13 protein-coding genes and 2 rRNA genes are annotated in these 15,982 nt (G+C 72.1%); 9 read left to right on the top strand and 6 right to left on the bottom strand.

Annotated elements, in window-relative coordinates; genetic code table 11:
- Together ACIQGV_RS05970 and rrf are read left to right on the top strand one after the other, a co-directional pair.
- Positions 1-73, top strand: a 23S ribosomal RNA gene (locus ACIQGV_RS05970); the annotation flags it as partial.
- A 73-nt stretch (positions 74-146) separates the two neighbouring features.
- Positions 147-263 (top strand): 5S ribosomal RNA (rrf, locus tag ACIQGV_RS05965).
- 100 nt (positions 264-363) lie between these two features.
- On the opposite strand, the gene ACIQGV_RS05960 is transcribed toward rrf, so the two are convergent.
- The 5 genes from ACIQGV_RS05960 to ACIQGV_RS05940 are packed head-to-tail and all read right to left on the bottom strand — an operon-like array spanning position 364 to position 5,881.
- The gene (locus ACIQGV_RS05960; protein ID WP_402491003.1) at positions 364-1,674 is read right to left on the bottom strand and encodes a DUF58 domain-containing protein; all 1,311 of its coding nucleotides are present in this window, start codon (positions 1,672-1,674) and stop codon (positions 364-366) included.
- The gene (locus tag ACIQGV_RS05955; protein ID WP_402491001.1) at positions 1,674-2,663 is read right to left on the bottom strand and encodes an AAA family ATPase; all 990 of its coding nucleotides are present in this window, start codon (positions 2,661-2,663) and stop codon (positions 1,674-1,676) included. Before ACIQGV_RS05955 ends, ACIQGV_RS05960 begins: the two co-directional genes overlap by 1 nt.
- Positions 2,663-3,856, bottom strand: coding sequence for a DUF4350 domain-containing protein (locus tag ACIQGV_RS05950; RefSeq protein ID WP_402490998.1), 1,194 nt, complete (start codon positions 3,854-3,856; stop codon positions 2,663-2,665). Before ACIQGV_RS05950 ends, ACIQGV_RS05955 begins: the two co-directional genes overlap by 1 nt.
- Complete coding sequence (locus tag ACIQGV_RS05945; RefSeq protein ID WP_402490995.1) at positions 3,853-4,575, bottom strand: DUF4129 domain-containing protein; 723 nt, start codon at positions 4,573-4,575, stop codon at positions 3,853-3,855. Before ACIQGV_RS05945 ends, ACIQGV_RS05950 begins: the two co-directional genes overlap by 4 nt.
- Before the next feature lie 4 nt (positions 4,576-4,579).
- Positions 4,580-5,881 (bottom strand): glycerophosphoryl diester phosphodiesterase membrane domain-containing protein, encoded by a 1,302-nt coding sequence (locus tag ACIQGV_RS05940; RefSeq protein WP_402490993.1) that lies wholly within the window; start codon positions 5,879-5,881, stop codon positions 4,580-4,582.
- A gap of 140 nt (positions 5,882-6,021) precedes the next feature.
- Between ACIQGV_RS05940 and mtnA the strand changes: the two genes are divergently transcribed.
- The 7 genes from mtnA (at position 6,022) to ACIQGV_RS05905 (ending at position 14,766) form a co-directional block, all read left to right on the top strand.
- Positions 6,022-7,164: an S-methyl-5-thioribose-1-phosphate isomerase gene (gene mtnA / locus ACIQGV_RS05935; protein ID WP_402490990.1), complete on the top strand. Its 1,143-nt coding sequence runs from the start codon at positions 6,022-6,024 to the stop codon at positions 7,162-7,164.
- A 4-nt stretch (positions 7,165-7,168) separates the two neighbouring features.
- Positions 7,169-7,858 (top strand): two-component system response regulator MtrA, encoded by a 690-nt coding sequence (gene mtrA / locus ACIQGV_RS05930; RefSeq protein ID WP_381170004.1) that lies wholly within the window; start codon positions 7,169-7,171, stop codon positions 7,856-7,858.
- Between the two features lies 1 nt (position 7,859).
- A complete protein-coding gene (mtrB, locus tag ACIQGV_RS05925) occupies positions 7,860-9,899 on the top strand; it encodes an MtrAB system histidine kinase MtrB (RefSeq protein ID WP_402490987.1) in 2,040 nt (679 codons plus the stop codon).
- Entirely contained in the window at positions 9,889-11,730 is a 1,842-nt protein-coding gene (locus ACIQGV_RS05920) for an LpqB family beta-propeller domain-containing protein (protein ID WP_402490984.1), read from the top strand. Before mtrB ends, ACIQGV_RS05920 begins: the two co-directional genes overlap by 11 nt.
- Positions 11,731-11,864: 134 nt before the next feature.
- Complete coding sequence (locus tag ACIQGV_RS05915; protein WP_402490982.1) at positions 11,865-12,806, top strand: ComF family protein; 942 nt, start codon at positions 11,865-11,867, stop codon at positions 12,804-12,806.
- A 316-nt stretch (positions 12,807-13,122) separates the two neighbouring features.
- Positions 13,123-13,815: a ribosome hibernation-promoting factor, HPF/YfiA family gene (hpf, locus tag ACIQGV_RS05910; protein ID WP_402490979.1), complete on the top strand. Its 693-nt coding sequence runs from the start codon at positions 13,123-13,125 to the stop codon at positions 13,813-13,815.
- Positions 13,816-14,019: 204 nt separating this feature from the next.
- Positions 14,020-14,766, top strand: coding sequence for a response regulator (locus ACIQGV_RS05905; protein ID WP_402490977.1), 747 nt, complete (start codon positions 14,020-14,022; stop codon positions 14,764-14,766).
- Between the two features lie 3 nt (positions 14,767-14,769).
- On the opposite strand, the gene ACIQGV_RS05900 is transcribed toward ACIQGV_RS05905, so the two are convergent.
- Positions 14,770-15,942 (bottom strand): winged helix-turn-helix domain-containing protein, encoded by a 1,173-nt coding sequence (locus ACIQGV_RS05900; protein ID WP_402490974.1) that lies wholly within the window; start codon positions 15,940-15,942, stop codon positions 14,770-14,772.
- Positions 15,943-15,982 lie beyond the last annotated feature (40 nt).

Raw genomic sequence — 15,982 nt, 5'->3', positions numbered from 1 at the left:
GTTGATAGGCCGGATATGGAAGCACGGTAACGTGTGGAGTTGACCGGTACTAATAGGCCGAGGGCTTGTCCTCAGTTGCTCGCGTCCACTGTGTTGGTTCTGAAACCACGAACGACAGCTCCGGCTGGTTGTCTGTTTCATAGTGTTTCGGTGGTCATAGCGTAGGGGAAACGCCCGGTTACATTCCGAACCCGGAAGCTAAGCCTTACAGCGCCGATGGTACTGCAGGGGGGACCCTGTGGGAGAGTAGGACGCCGCCGAACAAATATTGAAGGAAACCCCCGTACCGTAAACCGGTACGGGGGTTTTCTGCGTTTCGGGACCTTTTTAGTGCGGGCTCTCCCGAAGGAGAGCCCGTCTCATCTACAGACGGCCGGCTGATTTGAGTGCCAGGTAGGCGTCCGCCAGTGCCGGGGCGAGTGCGTCGGGGGTGGCGTCGACGACGGTGACACCGTGACGGCCGAGCTGTTCCGTGGTGCGGTTCCGTTCCTCCTGGGCCTGGGCCGCCGCCGCGGCCTCGTAGACCGCCTCGGTACCTCCTCTGGCCTCGGCCATGCGGGCGATGTGCGGATCGGCCACCGACGCCAGCAGAACGGTGTGGCGCTTGGTGAGCTGAGGGAGGACCGGCAGCAGGCCCTCCTCGATCGGGGCCGCGTCGAGGGTGGTCAGCAGGACGATCAGAGAACGGCGCGGGGCCGAGCGCAGGGCGGTCGCGGTGAGGCCGCGGGCATCGGTCTCCAGCAGCTCGGGCTCCAGCGTGGCCATGGCGCCGACCAGGGACGGGAGAAGGTTGGTCGCGGTGCGGCCCTGGACGAGGGCACGTACGCGGCGGTCGTAGGCGAGGAGATCGACACGGTCGCCGGCGCGGGAGGCGAGAGCGGCCAGGAGCAGGGCGGCGTCCATGGAGGCGTCGAGGCGCGGGGCGTCGCCGACGCGACCCGCGGAGGTACGGCCGGTGTCCAGGACCAGCAGGATGTGACGGTCGCGCTCGGGGCGCCAGGTGCGTACGGCGACCGTGGTCCGGCGGGCGGTGGCCCGCCAGTCGATGGAGCGGGTGTCGTCGCCGGGGACGTACTCGCGCAGGGAGTCGAACTCGGTGCCCTCGCCGCGCTGGAGAACGCTGGTACGGCCGTCGAGTTCGCGCAGACGGGCCAGCTTCGAGGGCAGATGCTTGCGGCTGGTGAACGGCGGCAGGACACGTACGGTCCAGGGAACGACATGGGTGCCCTGGCGCGTGAGGAGACCGAGCGGGCCGTAGGAGCGGACGGTGACGCGGTCGGCCCGGCGGTCGCCCCGGCGGGTGGGCCGTAGCCGGGTGGTGACGCGGCGGCGTTCGCCGGCGGGGACCGTCAGACGGTGCCGGGACGCCTCCGTCTCGGTGCCGGGCTGCCAGCTGCTGGGGGGCCAGGCGTCACGGAGGCGGGCACGCAGCGGCCGGGAGGACGGGTTGGTGACCGTGAGGGTGACGTCGGCGGTGTCGCCCAGCCGGACCGAGGTGTCGCCGGAGCGGGTGAGGACCAGCCGGCGTACGGGCGCGGCCAGGGCGAAGTCGCAGGCGCAGGCCAGTGCCAGGGGGGCGTTCACGGCGAGGATGCCCGTCCAGCCGGGCTCCAGGATGCCGACCGGCAGGGAGCCGAGAGCCGCCAGGAGGGCGGTGCGTCCGGTGAGTGCCATCAGCGGGGGACGGGGACGTGGGACAGGATCGCGGTGATCACCGAGTCGGCGGTCACGCCCTCCATCTCGGCCTCGGGGCGCAGCTGGACGCGGTGGCGCAGCGTGGGCAGGGCGAGTGCCTTGACGTCGTCGGGGATGACGTAGTCGCGGCCGGTCAGCCAGGCCCAGGCGCGGGAGGTGGCCAGGAGGGCGGTGGCGCCACGGGGGGAGACGCCCAGGGTGAGGGAGGGCGACTCGCGGGTGGCGCGGCAGATGTCGACCACATAGGCGGCGATCTCGGGGGAGACGGCCGTCTTGGCGACCGCGGCCCGGGCGGCTTCCAGGTCGGCGCCGTTCGCGACGGGGCGTACGCCGGCGGCGCGCAGATCGCGCGGGTTGAAGCCGGAGGCGTGGCGGGTGAGAACGGCGATCTCGTCCTGCCGGGAGGGCAGAGGGATCGTCAGTTTGAGCAGGAAGCGGTCAAGTTGGGCTTCCGGGAGGGGGTAGGTGCCCTCGTACTCGACGGGGTTCTGCGTCGCGGCGACCAGGAACGGGTCGGGGAGCGGGCGCGGGGTGCCGTCGACGGTGACCTGGCGTTCCTCCATGGCCTCCAGGAGGGAGGACTGGGTCTTCGGGGGCGTGCGGTTGATCTCGTCGGCGAGGAGGAGGTTGGTGAAGACGGGGCCGGGCTGGAAGGAGAACTCGGCGGTGCGGGCGTCGTAGACGAGGGAGCCGGTGACGTCGCTCGGCATGAGGTCGGGGGTGAACTGGACGCGCTTGGTGTCGAGTTCGAGGGCGGAGGCGAGCGCGCGGACGAGCAGCGTCTTGGCGACGCCGGGGACTCCTTCGAGGAGCACGTGTCCGCGGCAGAGCAGGGCGACGACGAGACCGGTGACGGCGGGGTCCTGGCCGACCACGGCCTTGGCGATCTCGGCGCGCAGGGCCTCCAGGGCGGCCCGGGGGTTGCCCGTATGCCCGGTCTGCCCGGCGTTGTCAGTGGTCGGGTCCATCATGGACGGCGTACCTCTCTTTCGAGAACGTCGAGTTGGTCGGTGAGTGCGATCAGGCTTGCGTCGTCGCCGGGCGGCGGTCCGAAGAGGAGGGCGTGCAGGGGCTGTCCGTCCTGGTGGAGGTGGGCGGACAGGGCGGGGAGCAGGGTCTCGGGCGTGTGTGCCTGGGAGACCGGGACGCCGACGAGGGGGGCGAGGCGGGTGCGGGTGGTGGAGCGAAGAGCGGCGGCCGCGCGGTCGCGGGCGTTCACGGTGCGGTAGAGGCGGGCACGGCCTTCGACGGTTTCGGAGGCGCGGATCGCCACGGGGAGTTGTTCGGGCACGAGGGGGCCGAGCCGGCGTGCCCGCCACAGGGCGGCGAGGGCCGCGGCGATGAAGAGCTGCAGGGTGCCCCAGAGCCAGCCCGGGGGGATCAGGTCGAAGAAGCCGCGTTCGTCGTCGCCGGTGGTGGTGCTGTCGGACAGCGAGGGGAGGTACCAGACCAGATGGGGCCGGGAGCCGAGGAGTTGGAGGGCGAGCGAGGCGTTGCCCTGCTCGTCGAGGTGTTCGTTGACCACGATGTCGGTGGCGCCGAGGACGACGGTGTCGCCGTCCCCGGAGGTGTCGGGGATCCGCAGCAGGGTGGGCAGGCCGTCGCTCGGGTAGCACGCGTCGGTGCCGGGCCGGGAGGTGGAGTAGCGGATGCCCCCGGTGTCGGCGCTGCCGGCGCGGCGGGCCGCGGGGAGTGCGCAGTCGGGGTCGAGCGTGGTGTCGAAGCTGATGACGGGGTCGGCGGTGACTCCGGGGGCGAGGCCGTCGACGGAGGCGGTGTCGGGGGCGAGGAGGACGGTGCGGCCGCCGGACCCGGCGGTCGTGGCGTGCAGCAGAGCCTGTTGACGGCTCGTCAGCAGGTCGGGGTGGGCGACCAGCAGGGTCGTGCCGGGTGCGACGGCGGCCCGTGCCTCGTCGAGGGTGGTGACCGTGCGGGTGCCGACGCCCCGGTCGGCGAGGAGCTCGGCGACGGCCCGGCTGCCCTGGGGGTCGGCGGAGCGCGGGTCGAGGGCGCCGTGCCGGGTGTCGGAGCGGACGAGCGCGAGGACGACGGCTCCGGCGACGAGGACCGTGACGGCCAGGGCGATCCCGCGCGTGCGGGTCCACAGCTGGCGGGCGGTGGGCGAGACCGAGGTGGTGGGGAGCGTGGCCTCGGGTGTCATCCGGCGGCTCCCTGGCGGGTGTTGTGGGCCGTGCTCGTCGTGCTGCTGTCGGCCGGCCGCGGTCTGGTGTGTTCCAGGTCGCGGTCGAGTGCGGCGATGCGGCGGTACGACGCCTCGGTCGCGGTGCGGCCGCCGTATGTGACGTCGTCGAAGTCCCGGGCCGCCGTGCGAAGTCGGTCGGTGTGGGCGGGAAGGACGCGGCCCGCGTCCGCGGCCGCCTCGTCGGCGGTGCGGCCGGGGCGGACGTCGAGCAGGGCGCGCTCCTCCAGGGAGCGGACGATGGCCCGCATGCGTTCCTGGACGGCCTGGCCGAAGCGGCCCTGGGCGGCGTGCGTCTCGGCGGCGGTGCGGTGGTCGGCGGCGGTGCGCGGCCGCTCGTCGAACAGCGCGGCGGCGGACACGGGGCCGCGGCGCGGGGTGCCCAGGCGCCACCACAGGGCGCCGAGCACGGCGAGGACGGCCAGCACGATGACGAGGAGGCCGACGGTCCCGCCGGGGGCGAGGCCGCCGGCGGCCTGGAAGAGGCTGCCGAGCCAGTCCCAGAAGGCGTTGAAGGCGCGTTCCAGCAGGCTGGGTTCGTTCTCGTGGTACATGCGCTTGGCCAGCTCGCGCCGGGCGGCCTCCCGCGCGGGGTCGCGCGGGAGGGTCAGAGGCGGTTCGCTGTCGCCGGCGTGCGCCAGGACCGGTACCGCTGCGAGAACTCCCCCCGTGAGGTTCACCGCATCAGCCCCCGGCGGTGGTGCCGTGGTCCTGGACGCCTGCTGCGCGGGCCAGGTCGAGGTCGAGGGCCTCGCGGCGGATGCGCTGGTCGATGTAGAGGAGCACGGTCACGCCGGCCGCGATGGGGTAGGTGATCATCGAGCCGATCACCGAGCCGATCCCGCTGACGACGAGGAAGGTCCAGCCGACCTCGGCGTCACCGGTGAGGAAGCCGCTGATGCCGTCGCCGCTGACGGCGAGGGCGAGCACGGCGAACGGTATGGCGATGACCATGGCGACGACGTTCGCGATGATCACGGCCAGCAGCTGGATGCCGAAGACCCGCCACCAGGATCCGCGGACGAGCCTGACCGAGCGGCTCAGCGCCTTCTTGATGCCCTGCTTCTCCAGCATCAGGGTGGGAGAGGCCAGCGAGAAGCGGATCATCAGCCACAGCGCGAGGACGAACGACCCGGCGAGGCCGAGGAAGACCAGGGCCGCGGCGGCCTCGGGGGCGCCGGCCAGGCCGACGAGCGCGCCGGGCAGGACGCCCACGGTGAGGATGCCGACGGCGATGAGCGGCAGGAGCAGCAGCAGACCCAGGAGCTTCAGCGTCTGCGGGCGGGCGTCGCGCCACGCCTCCTTGGCGGTGACGGGCCGGCCCAGGACCGCGCGGCTGGTGACGGCGGTGAGCAGGGCGGTCACCGCGACGGTGCCGATGAGGGTCACCAGGGAGAGGACGGCGGTGCTGAGCAGTGCCTCGCCCATGGCGCGGGTGGCTTCTTCGAGGCTGGCGTCCGGGTCGCCGAGGCTGTCGGTGCCTGTGATGTCGTTGAGGAAGAAGCCCTGGAGCAGGATGTTGACGATCTCGGTGAGGACCGCGACGGTCAGGGAGATGCCGAGGACCGTGCGCCAGTAGGTGCGCATGGTGGACACGGCGCCGTCGAGGATCTCGCCGACGCCGAGCGGGCGCAGCGGGATCACGCCGGGCTTGGCGGCGGGCGGAGGTCCGCCCCAGGGGGTGCCCCAGCCGCCGGGAGCGCCGGGGTGCCCGCCGTGGCCCGTCCAGCCGCCGTGGGCGCCGGGGGGCGGGGTGCCCCGGTTCGGGCCGGGCGGTGGCGGCGGGGTCTGGCCGGGGCCGGTGGGCGCGGACCAGTGGCCGGGCGGTGGTTGCTCCTGCGACCACTTGGAGCCGGGTGCCGTCGGCTGGTCGGCGGGCTGCTGCGCCGGGTCCTGGCCGTCGGCGGGCCCGGGCGGACCGGAAGCGCCGGGCTGCTGCCCGTCGGACGGGGATCCGGGCGAGGCCCAGCCCGGAGTGTCGTTCATCGTCGCTCCTTCATGGTGCCCGTCCGCGGTCGCGGCGGCAGGTTGGCCAACATCGTGCCATGGGGCTGTCGGGGAGTGACCGGCCGCGGTGGGGGCTGTGCACCTTCAATTGTCCGCCGGATACGGGGCAGACTGACGGCATGGCTGATCAGTACGCGCAATCCGGCGAGGACGGCCGGCCGACCGGAATACCTGCGATCCGCTGGGAGGAGCCGCCAGAGGGGCCTGTGGTGGTGCTGCTCGACCAGACGAGGCTGCCCACCGAGGAGGTCGAGCTGGTGTGTACGGACGCGCCGGCGCTGGTGGAGGCGATCCGTTCGCTCGCCGTGCGGGGGGCGCCGTTGCTGGGGATCGCGGGTGCCTACGGCGTCGCGCTCGCGGCCGCGCGTGGCTTCGACGTGCCCGAGGCCGCCGCCGCGCTGGCGGGTGCCCGGCCGACGGCGGTGAACCTGTCCGTGGGCGTGCGGCGGGCGCAGGCCGCCCATCAGGGCGTGCTCGCCCGCGGTGGCGGGGCCGGGCAGGCGGCGGTGGCCGCCCTCGCGGCCGCGCGGCAGCTGCACCGGGAGGACGCCGAGGCGAGTGCGCGGATGGCGGGGCACGGGCTGGCGCTGCTCGACGAGCTGCTGCCCGGCGGCGGGCACCGTGTCCTCACGCACTGCAACACCGGATCGCTGGTCTCCGGAGGCGAGGGAACGGCGTTCGCGGTGGCGCTCGCCGCGCATCGGCAGGGACGGCTCAGGCGCCTGTGGGTGGACGAAACGCGTCCGTTGTTGCAAGGTGCTCGCCTGACGGCGTACGAGGCGGCGCGCAGCGGCATGGCGTACACCTTGCTGACCGACAACGCGGCGGGTTCGCTGTTCGCGGCAGGGGAGGTGGACGCGGTGCTGATCGGGGCCGACCGCATCGCGGCCGACGGTTCGGTGGCGAACAAGGTGGGGAGCTATCCGCTCGCTGTGCTCGCGCGCTATCACCACGTGCCGTTCATCGTGGTGGCACCGGTGACGACGGTGGACCTGGGCACCGAGGACGGGGCGTCGATCGAGGTCGAGCAGCGCCCCGGCTTCGAAGTGACCGAGGTCACAGCGCCGCAGGTGCAGATGACGGGAGCCGGTGGTGGGATCGCTGTGGCACCCCTGGGAACCCAGGCGTACAACCCGGCGTTCGATGTGACACCACCGGAACTGGTGACGGCGATCGTCACCGAAGAGGGTGCCGTTTCGCCTGTGACCGGCGAAGGGCTTGCCGAGCTGTGTGCCAGGTCACGCCGGGTAACGATTAGCTAATGGGATGATGTCGTTTATGAAGGGACGAGTCCTTGTCGTCGACGACGACAGCGCACTGGCCGAGATGTTGGGCATCGTGCTGCGCGGAGAAGGTTTCGAGCCGTCTTTCGTGGCCGACGGCGACAAGGCGCTGGCCGCTTTCCGCGAGGCCAAGCCTGATCTTGTGCTGCTCGATCTGATGCTGCCCGGACGGGACGGCATCGAGGTCTGCCGCCTGATCAGGGCGGAGTCCGGCGTGCCGATCGTGATGCTGACGGCCAAGAGCGACACCGTGGATGTGGTGGTGGGGCTCGAGTCCGGGGCTGACGACTACATCGTCAAGCCGTTCAAGCCGAAGGAGCTCGTGGCCCGGATCCGGGCGCGGCTTCGCAGGTCGGAGGAGCCGGCGCCGGAGCAGCTCGCCATCGGTGACCTGGTCATCGACGTGGCCGGGCACTCCGTGAAGCGGGAGGGCCAGTCGATCGCTCTGACGCCGCTGGAGTTCGATCTGCTGGTGGCGCTGGCGCGCAAGCCGTGGCAGGTGTTCACCCGTGAGGTGCTCCTGGAGCAGGTGTGGGGTTACCGCCACGCCGCGGACACGCGTCTGGTGAATGTGCATGTGCAGCGGCTGCGCTCGAAGGTCGAGAAGGACCCCGAGCGGCCGGAGATCGTGGTGACCGTGCGTGGTGTCGGTTACAAGGCAGGGCCGAGCTGACATGTCCGGAGACAGTGCCGCTTCGGCCCCCGGACGGTCCGGGGCCCGTCCGGAGCGGCCTGTCGGCCGTAGGACGCCGGGATCCCGCAGGGGACGTTTCCTCATGGGCGGGCTGCTCCAGGGCGGAGTCCAGGGCAGCCCGATCCTGAGGCTGTTCATGCGTTGGGTGCGCCGGCCGCTGCTGCCGGTGATGCGGCTGTGGCGGCGCAACATCCAGCTCAAGGTCGTCGTCACGACCCTGCTGATGTCGCTGGGCGTCGTCCTGCTGCTGGGCTTCGTGGTGATCGGACAGGTGCGCAACGGCCTGCTGGACGCCAAGGTGAAGGCCGCCCAGAGCCAGGCCACGGGTGGTTTCACGGTGGCCAAGCAGAAGGCCGACGAGGCCGCGAGCGGCCCTGCCGACGAGGCTCCCGGCATGGACGGGCGTCCGGCGCAGGACAACGTCATCCAGTGGATGAGCAACCTCGTCGGCTCGCTCTCCAGCGGTGGCCAGGGCGCCTTCGACGTGGTGACGCTGCCTGTCGGCGACGGCAGCGGCAGCGGCCGCAGTCCGCGGGCCTCCGGTGATGTGAACCCGGACAGGAGCATCCCCGCCGACCTGCGCGAACGCATCGAGAACGGTGAGGCCGCGCAGAAGTACACGCGGGTGTTCTACAGCGAACGGGGCAAGGAGTCCCAGCCCGCGATCGTCATCGGCAAGGAGGTCAACGACCCCAACGGCGATCCGTACCAGCTGTACTACCTCTTCCCGCTCACGCAGGAGGAGAAGTCGCTCAGCCTGGTCAAGGGCACGCTGGCGACGGCCGGGGTGTTCGTGGTCGTGCTGCTCGGGGCGATCGCCTGGCTGGTGGTGCGGCAGGTCGTCACGCCCGTACGGATGGCGGCGGGCGTGGCCGAGCGGCTGTCCGCCGGCCGGCTCCAGGAACGGATGAAGGTCACCGGCGAGGACGACATCGCGCGTCTGGGCGAGGCATTCAACAAGATGGCGCAGAACCTCCAGCTGAAGATCCAGCAGCTGGAGGACCTGTCGCGGATGCAGCGGCGGTTCGTCTCGGACGTCTCCCACGAACTGCGCACACCGCTGACGACCGTGCGGATGGCCGCCGACGTCATCCATGAGGCACGTGAGGACTTCGACCCGGTGACCGCGCGGTCGGCGGAGCTGCTCGCCGACCAGCTGGACCGGTTCGAGTCGCTGCTCGCGGATCTGCTGGAGATCAGCCGCTTCGATGCCGGAGCGGCGGCGCTGGAGGCCGAGCCGATCGACCTCAGGGAGGTCGTGCGGCGGGTGGTCGGCGGGGCCGTGCCGCTCGCGGAGCGCAAGGGCACGGAGATCCGGATAGTGGGCGACCTGCAGCCCGTCGTCGCCGAGGCGGACGCCCGGCGTCTGGAGCGGGTGCTGCGCAACCTCGTCGTGAACGCCGTGGAGCACGGCGAGGGCAAGGACGTGGTGGTCAAACTGGCCTCGGCGGGCGGCGCGGTCGCGGTCGCGGTGCGCGACTACGGCGTGGGACTCAAGCCCGGTGAGGCGACGCGGGTCTTCAGCCGTTTCTGGCGGGCCGACCCGGCACGCGCGCGTACCACCGGCGGCACGGGACTGGGGCTGTCGATCGCCCTGGAGGACGCCCGGCTGCACGGCGGCTGGCTCCAGGCGTGGGGCGAGCCGGGGGGCGGGTCGCAGTTCCGGCTGACGCTGCCGCGCACCGCGGACGAGCCGCTGCGGGGCTCGCCGATACCGCTGGAGCCCAAGGACTCGCGGCGCAACCGCGGTCTGGACGCCGCCGGTCTGCCGCGGGGCGAGAAGAGCGCCACGGTTCCCGCGCAGCAGCCGACAGGGCAGGCGCCGCTGGACCGGATGGCGACCCGGCCGGGCACGGCGGTGCCCGCGGCCGACCCGACGGCTCTGCCGGGCAACGGCGCGCGGGTGGTGCCCCGGCCCTCGGGCGGGGCGAGGCGGCAGGACGACGCGTCGGCGCAGCCGGGGTCCGGCGCGGAACCGGCGCAGCAGGAGGAACAAGGGGAGGCATCTCGTGGCCGCTGACCGCGAGGGGGGCGCCCGGCGTACGCCGGGGCGCGCGGTGGCGTACGCCGCCTGTGGTGTCGTACTGCTGTCCGGGTGCGCGTCGATGCCCGACGAAGGGGAGCTGCGCGGTGTGGACTACACACCGCGGCAGGACTCGCAGGTGCGGGTGTTCGCCGTGCCGCCGGGTGACGGTGCCACGCCACGGGACATCGTGAACGGCTTCCTGGAGGCGTTGACCAGCGATGATCCCCACTACGAGACGGCGCGGCTGTATCTGACGCCCGAGGCGGCGAAGAAGTGGGAGCCGGAGAGCTCCACCACGGTCCTCGCCAACGGCATGGAGACCTATGTCGACGCCGCGGACAACCGGGACAACGGCCCGTCCTACTCCGTCACGCTGAGCGGCACCCAGGTCGGCGCGCTCGACGCGCAGCAGGCGTACGGCCCGGCGGAGGGCGCCTACCGCCGGCAGATCCAGCTGGCGCGCAACAAGAAGACCGGGCAGTGGCGCATCACCAGGCCGCCGCAGGGCATCGTGATCGGCCAGTCGGACTTCCAGCGCAACTACATGTCGGTCAACAAGTACTACTACGCCTCCAACGGTGTGGCGGGGACTCCCTCGCGGCCGATGGCGGTGGCCGATCCGGTGTACGTGCGTGAGCGGGTGGACCCGATGACGCACATGGTGCGGTCGCTGCTGGACGGCCCCACGGTGTGGCTGGACCAGGTCGTCAGGACGAGTTTCCCGACCGGCACCAAGCTCCAGGCGGGCGTCGAGTCGCTGGCCGCGGACGACCAGAACCAGCTGACCGTGCCGCTGAACGACAGCGCCGCGCGGGTCGGGCAGGGGAAGTGCCGGGAGATGGCGGCGCAGCTGCTGTTCACGCTGCAGAACCTCACCTCGGCGGTGGACCAGGTCGAGCTGAAGGCGAAGGGCCGGCAGCTGTGCCTGGTCACCGGCGACGGCACCGACGCGGTGGCCGCGCGTGGCGCGACCGAGCGTCCGGAGTACCTGTACTTCCTGGACGGCAAGCACCGGCTGGTGCGGATGCCGGCGCGCAGTGAGGACAACGAGGCCCTGCCGGTGCCGGGGGCGTTCGGTGACGGGGCCAAGCCGCTCCGGTCGGCCGCGGTGTCGCGGCGCGAGGACGTGGCGGCCGGGGTGAGCCTGGACCGCCGCAGGCTCTACGTCGGGCCGATGACGTCGGACGCGGCGCTGGAGCAGCCGCTGCTGGTCAGCCAGGGCACGGCGGAGTCCGACCGGCTGACGGCGCCGAGCTGGGACGCGGCGGGGAACCTGTGGGTGGCCGACCGGGACCGCAAGCGGCCGCGGCTGCTGCTGTTCGACGACGGTGAAGGTGAGCCGCTGGAGGTGGAGACGCCCGGCCTGGACGGTCGTATCGACTCGGTGCGGGTGGCCGGTGACGGTGTGCGGATCGCCCTGGTGGTGGAGAAGAACGGCCGGCAGCAGCTGCTGATCGGGCGTGTCGAGCGGGGCGACCGGCCGGCCGAGGCCGATGAGCGGACGCCCGCTTCGGTGCTGGAACTGCGCTCGGCCACACCGTGGCTGGAGGAGGTCACCACCATGTCCTGGGTCGGCGAGAGCCGCCTGGTGGTGGTGGGCACCGAGCAGGGGGGCGTGCAGCAGATGCAGTACGTCCAGGTGGACGGCTCGATACCGGAGGCGCCGGCGCCCGCCGCGCTGACGGGTGTGGAGGAGATCGCCGGGACCGAGGACGGCGGGGCACCACTGGTGGCCCACTCCGAGGACGGGATCGTGCGCATGCCGACGGGCGAGCAGTGGCAGAAGGTCGTCAAGGCCGGGTCGGCGCCGGTGTATCCGGGGTGAGGTGCCCGGGCGTGTAGCTCCCGGGGCGGCCGTCCTCGTCGGTCCGAAGACCGGCGGGGGCGGCCGTCCGCGTTTTCCACAGACGGTTTTCCACAGGGGTGGCCGGCCGGCGTGGGCGTGGGCACAGTGGGGACATGCGGGGATGGTGGCAGGACCTCACCGATCTGGTGCTGCCGGCCGAGTGCGGAGGCTGCGGCAGGCCGCGCACGGTGCTCTGCCCGGGGTGCCGTGCCGTCCTGAGCGGTGACACGCCGGGCCGGGTGAGGCCGGCGCCGGAGCCTGCGGGTCTGCCGGTCGTCCACGCGGCCGCCCGGTACGAGGACGGGGTGCGGGCGCTGCTGCTGGCCCACAAGGAGCGCGGGGCGCTGTCCCTGGCCCGTCCGCTGGGGACGGCCCTGGCCGGTGCGGTGCGGGCCGGTCTGCACCGGGTCCTGCCCGGCGCTCTCGGTCCGTCCGCGTCCGGTGGCGGGTCCGGGGTGCCGGTGCTGCTGGTGCCCGTGCCGTCCGGGCGCCGGGCGGTGCGGGCCCGTGGGCACGACCCGGCGCGGCGGATCGCGCTCGCGGCGGCGGCGGAGCTGCGGCGGTCCGGCACGCGGGCGAGGGTGCTGTCCGTGCTGCGGCAGAGCCGGCCGGTGGCCGATCAGTCGGGTCTCGGTTCCCGGCAGCGGCAGGAGAATCTGGCCGGCGCGCTGGCCGTGGCGCGCGGCGGGGCCGGACTGCTGCGCGGCGGCGCGGTGGTGCTCGTCGACGACGTGATGACGACCGGCGCGTCCCTGGCGGAGGCGGCGCGTGCCGTGCGGGAGGCGCGGACGGGTGCGGAGCCGGGTACGGAGCCGGAGGTGACGGCGGCCGGGGCGGGTGCGACGGCCGATGGAGGGTACCGCGATGTGATGACGGCCGTGTACGCGCGGGTGATCCGGGAAAGGTCAGGGGAACAGATGGCTGGAGTGACGGAAGGGAGCCCGGGAGGACGCGGTGCGGTACGGGGAATGGCGGTGCCGAACACGGCGGGAGACGTGGTCTGTGCGGCCGTGGTCGCGGCCCCTCCGGATTCTTTTGAAATAAACCGGAACTGACTGAGAACTTGCATCGTTGCAGGTAATGAGAGTGTCAATTCACCTGAACGGAGGTACGCCGCAGTAGAGGGTGACGACATCCGTCCGGGCGAGATATGTTCGGTTGTGAGGGAAAGCCGCAGGCCATCCCTTATGAATCCGAATGCCGTGCCGTGTGTTTTCGGCAATCACCCGAGCCGGCGGGGTGGGGATCTTGCCCATGGGGGAGGAGGAGGTGGAAGTCACCGAGTCCGCGGTTCCGGAACTGGCCGGAACCTGGTGCACAAGGGAGATGCTCCGCCACTGAGAGCGGAGCGATCCGGGAACGGAGTTCTGCGTGGACATCGTCGTCAAGGGCCGCAAGACAGAGGTGCCCGAGCGGTTCCGCAAGCACGTGGCCGAGAAGCTGAAGCTGGAGAAGATCCAGAAGCTCGACGGCAAGGTGATCAGCCTCGACGTCGAGGTGTCCAAGGAGCCCAACCCCCGACAGGCCGACCGTTGCGACCGGGTGGAGATCACGCTCCGCTCACGCGGCCCGGTGATCAGGGCGGAGGCGGCGGCCAACGACCCGTACGCGGCACTCGACCTCGCTGCCGAGAAGCTGGACGCCCGGCTGCGCAAGGAGCACGACAAGCGCCACACCCGCCGGGGTGTCCGCCGGCTGACGGCGGCCGAGGTCCCCGACCACGTCCCGGGCGCGGCGACGCTCAACGGCAACGGCCACACCGTCTCGACGGATGAGTCGGACGGCGTGCCCACCAAGAAGATCGGTTCGCTCGAGGTGCAGGGCGAGGGCCCGCTCGTCGTCCGCGAGAAGACCCACGTCGCCGCTCCCATGACTCTCGACCAGGCTCTCTACGAGATGGAGCTGGTCGGGCACGACTTCTACCTGTTCGTCGACTCCGAGACCAAGGAGCCCAGTGTCGTCTACCGGCGGCACGCCTACGACTACGGTGTGATCCACCTCAGCACGGACACGATGGTCACGGAGCCGCCCTCCCCCGACGCGGGTGGTTCGCTCGGCGGCTGACCCACCCGGACGACGGCTGATCCGGTGCCCCTGGAGCGCGTGTGCGCCCCCAGGGGCATCGGTGTGCGACCCCATGCGCACCGCTCTGTCGCCCCGGCGTCGTCCAGGCATGGAATCATGGCCGCAACGGCTCAACCGGTGGGTCGTTGCCTTGGGTTGGCGATGGCACAGGACCACGGGCCACAGCCTTCAGGGGGAGGAACGATGGCGGACAGCTTCGGACCGATGCACGACGGCGACGCGGGCGGCGGCGTCGTCGGCATGGGCCCGGACCCGGGCTCACGACGGCAGGAACCGATCCGGGTCCTGGTCGTCGACGACCACGCCCTCTTTCGCCGCGGCCTGGAGATCGTGCTCGCGGCCGAGGAGGACATCCAGGTCGTCGGGGAGGCGGGGGACGGTGCCGAAGCCGTCGACAAGGCCGCCGACCTGCTGCCCGACATCGTCCTGATGGACGTACGGATGCCGAAGCGGGGCGGGATCGAGGCATGCACCTCCATCAAGGAGGTGGCCCCCAGCGCCAAGATCATCATGCTGACGATCAGCGACGAGGAAGCCGACCTCTACGAGGCCATCAAGGCGGGCGCGACCGGCTATCTGCTCAAGGAGATCTCCACCGACGAGGTCGCCACGGCCATTCGCGCGGTGGCCGACGGGCAGTCGCAGATCAGCCCCTCCATGGCGTCGAAGCTGCTCACCGAGTTCAAGTCGATGATCCAGCGCACCGACGAGCGCCGACTGGTGCCCGCGCCCCGGCTCACCGACCGTGAGCTGGAGGTCCTCAAACTCGTCGCCACGGGGATGAACAACCGCGACATCGCGAAGGAGCTGTTCATCTCCGAGAACACCGTGAAGAACCATGTCCGCAACATCCTGGAGAAGCTCCAGCTGCATTCCCGGATGGAAGCCGTGGTGTACGCGATGCGGGAGAAGATCCTGGAGATCCGCTGAGGCTCAGCCCGTCTGCCGGGCCAGCTCGGCGGTGAGGGCGGCGCGCAGCTCGGGTGCGTCCACCCGCTCCACCCGTACATCCGTGCAGCCGACCCAGCTCGCCGCCTCGACCAGGGCCTGGGCCACCGGAGCGACCGCCTTGGGGCCGTCCAGGGCGACCTGGCGGGCGACCAGGGTGCCGCCCTCGCGTGCCGGGTCCACCCGGCCGACGAGACGCCCGCCCGCCAGGACCGGCATCGCGAAGTAGCCGTGGACGCGCTTGGGCTTGGGGACGTACGCCTCCAGGCGGTGGGTGAAGCCGAAGATCCGCTCCGTGCGGGCGCGTTCCCAGATCAGCGAGTCGAACGGGGACAGCAGCGTCGTACGGTGCCGCCCGCGCGGGGGTGCCGCCAGCGCCGCCGGGTCCGCCCAGGCCGGCCTTCCCCAGCCCTCCACCGTGACCGGCACCAGGCCCGAGTCGGCGATCACCGCGTCCACCTGCTCGCCCTTGAGGCGGTGGTAGTCGGCGATGTCCGCGCGCGTGCCCACGCCCAGGGCCTCGCCGGCCAGACGCACCAGACGGCGCAGGCACTCGGCGTCGTCCAGTCCGTCGTGCAGCAGCGTCTGCGGGATCGCGCGTTCGGCGAGGTCGTAGACCCGCTTCCAGCCGCGGCGCTCGACGCACACCACCTCGCCGTACATCAGGGCGCGCTCGACGGCGACCTTCGTGCCCGACCAGTCCCACCACTCGCTGGTGCGCTTGGCGCCGCCCAGCTCGGTCGCCGTCAGCGGGCCCTCGGTGCGCAGCTGCTTGACGACCTGCTCGTAGACGCCGTCGGGCAGGGCGTGGTGCCAGTGCGGCCGGTCGCGGTAGGCGCGGCGGCGGAAGGCGAAGTGCGGCCACTCCTCGACGGGCAGGATGCAGGCGGCGTGGGACCAGTACTCGAAGGCGTGGGTGTCCTTCCAGTAGGCGTCCTCGACGGTTCTGCGGCCGACCGCGCCCAGGCGCGCGTACGGCACCAGTTCGTGGGAGCGGGCCAGGACCGAGATCGTGTCGAGCTGGACCGCGCCGAGGTGCCGCAGCACACCGCGCACACCGGACCTGCGGTCGGGCGCGCCGAGGAAGCCCTGGGCGCGCAGGACGAGGCGGCGGGCCTCGTCGGCGGTCAGCTCTGCGGTCGGGCGCGGGGTCGTCATGGGTCGCACGATAGGCCCTGCCACTGACAGCGCGGGCCGG

It is taken from the genome of Streptomyces sp. NPDC093094 (genome assembly GCF_044754345.1).
In the GTDB taxonomy this organism is placed as follows: Bacteria; Actinomycetota; Actinomycetes; order Streptomycetales; family Streptomycetaceae; genus Streptomyces.
The sequence above is the reverse complement of the archived record's forward strand: the minus strand, read 5'-3'. Positions and strand labels throughout refer to the sequence as shown.